The organism is Roseofilum sp. (genome assembly GCF_982964205.1).
Genome location: NZ_CEZBFX010000220.1, coordinates 1 through 2,485, shown reverse-complemented (window position 1 = coordinate 2,485; position 2,485 = coordinate 1). Strand labels below are relative to the sequence as shown.

1 protein-coding gene is annotated in these 2,485 nt (G+C 46.2%); it reads right to left on the bottom strand.

All coding sequences use genetic code 11. From position 1 onward, the window contains the following. Positions 1 to 2,485: ATP-binding protein (locus tag AC3A14_RS24535; RefSeq protein ID WP_487779235.1), on the bottom strand; the 2,485-nt coding region annotated here is incomplete at both ends.

The following is a 2,485-nucleotide window of genomic DNA, read 5'->3' as shown; positions in this document are numbered from 1 at the left end:
ATCAACACTCATAAGTTGGACTTCAGCCAGACCAAAATAGAGTGCAAAGGTTCGCTCATAAAGAATTTCCCAAGCCTCCTGTGGCAGCAGTTCTATCGCTATCTGGAAATACATTTTCGCCGCCTCATAAGCCGTCGCTATTTTCGCCTTCTGAGCCGCACGCCAATTGAGTTCGAGAAGTTGTTGTTTTTCCTCCCCCTCCACAATCTCCTCACGTCCAATATTGATTTGATTGACAATATCGAAAATCTTCTCTTCCCGTTCTGCCGGCTCTAAATAGGCCAACAGGCGATTACCTATCCGATAATGGGTCACTTGCTTTTGCCCTTGTGGAATTAACGAATAAGCCGCTTGTTGAACCCTATCGTGCAGGAATTGATAGTTCACTCTCACATCAGTGAGGACAGTTTTGGCTTCCCCTATCGTCTCTTGGAAGAACTTATAAGTATTGTTGATGGGCAAGATGAACCCTTCTTGCAGTGCCGGCCATAGCGCCCCTGCTGCCTCTTCCCAACTCAGATCCCCTGCTGCTGCTAGAATGTCCAACTCAAACCGGTTGCTGATACACGCTGCTAGTTTTAACACCTCGCACGTTTGAGGGGGCAACTTGTCCAATCTGGCTGCCATAAACTCTACCACATCATTGGACAGGGCTAATTCTCGCACTTTGGTCAAGTCACATTCCCAGTAGCCCACATCCCGATTGAACACAATCCAGCCATCCTCATGTAATCCTTTCAGAAACTGGGTCGAAAAGAATGGATTGCCCTTGGTTTTTCCATACACCAATTCCGTTAAGGGCAAAGCCACTGCTTGAGCGCAACTGAGAGTGTCTGCTGTGAGGCGACCGAGATCTTTTTGGCTTAAGGGTTCGAGGGTGAGCGTTTGCAACTGGGCACCGGATTTTTCCAGCTCGGAGATTGCCAACATCAGGGGATGGGTGGGGGACACTTCATTATCGCGATAGGCTCCCAACAACAACAGATACCCCCGTTGTCTATCAGCCATCAGTAGTTGAATTAACTTCAAAGAGCCAGCATCAACCCATTGCAGGTCATCAATAAAGATCGTCAGGGGATGTTCAGCGGTGGCAAATACTTGGATAAACTGCTCGAATAGTCGGTTAAAACGATTTTGGGCTGCACTGCCGGATAATTCCTCTACACTTGGTTGCGAGTCGATAATTTGCTCTAATTCTGGGATCACATCAATAATGACTTGGGCTTGTTCGCCTAAGGCAGCCAGAATTTTGTCTTTCCATCGTTGCAGTTGTTCATCGCTCTCTGCTAAAAGCTGTCCCATCAAATCTCGGAATGCTTGGACGAAGGCAGAAAACGGAATATTGCGTTGAAACTGGTCGAATTTTCCTTTGATAAAATAGCCCTGCTGGCGAACAATGGGCTTGTGGACTTCGTTGACCACTGCTGTTTTACCAATCCCTGAAAATCCGGCTACTAGCATCATTTCACAGCGGGAAGTCGGCAGGGCTTCACCCTGGGGAGTCAGTAGTGAGGAGTTGGCAGTGCTGGAAGACCCAGCCACCCGGTCAAAGGCCTCAAGTAATGCTTGTACTTCCTTTTCCCGTCCGTAGAGTTTTTCGGGAATCAGGAAGCGAGCGGCAATATCCCGGCTTCCTAATTCAAAGGCTTCTATTTTCCCTTTTTCTTGCCATTGGTTTAAACATTTTTCTAGGTCATACTTTAATCCTAATGCACTCTGATATCGCTCTTCTGCATTTTTTGACATTAGTTTCATGACTAGCTCTGAAACTACTGCTGGGATGTCTCGGTTTGAGTCTTTCTTTTTTACTTTTGCTGGCGGCACCGGCTGTTGCGAAATATGACAATGAACTAATTCCATGGGGTCGTCGCTCAGGAAGGGTAATACTCCGGTTAGCAGTTGGTATAAGGTCACGCCCAGAGAATAGAAGTCGCTGCGGTAGTCTATTCCTCTATTCATCCGCCCCGTTTGTTCGGGGGAAATGTAGGCTAGGGTTCCTTCTAGGACGTTGCAGTTTTTGATTTCTTGCGCTTCGCGAGGTAGTAAGGAGGCAATACTAAAATCTATCAGTTTAATCTCTTTGGTTTGTGGCTGAATTAGGATATTGGCTGGTTTAATGTCTTTGTGGATGACTCTTTGGCGATCTAGTTCTTGTAGAATCTCCGCTAGTTGAATGGCGATCTGTAAACCCGTTTCTAGATCTAGGAACCGATCTTTTGCTAAAACTTGGTTCAGAGAGATAGCCCCCAAGTCTTCCATAATTAAGATATAACCATTGCCATAACGCTCTAGACTTAAAGGTTGGACAACGCCAGTCTTTAGGTTTTTAGCAATGGTATACTGATTCCGGAACTGTAACAATTCGCTGAAACTGGGGTATTCATTACGCAGAACTTTGATTACAACTTCTAGAGAGTCAGAAGAGCGAACTCCCCGATACACTAGGGTTCGCTCTCCTTCGTATAGGGTTTCGCTAATGTGATAA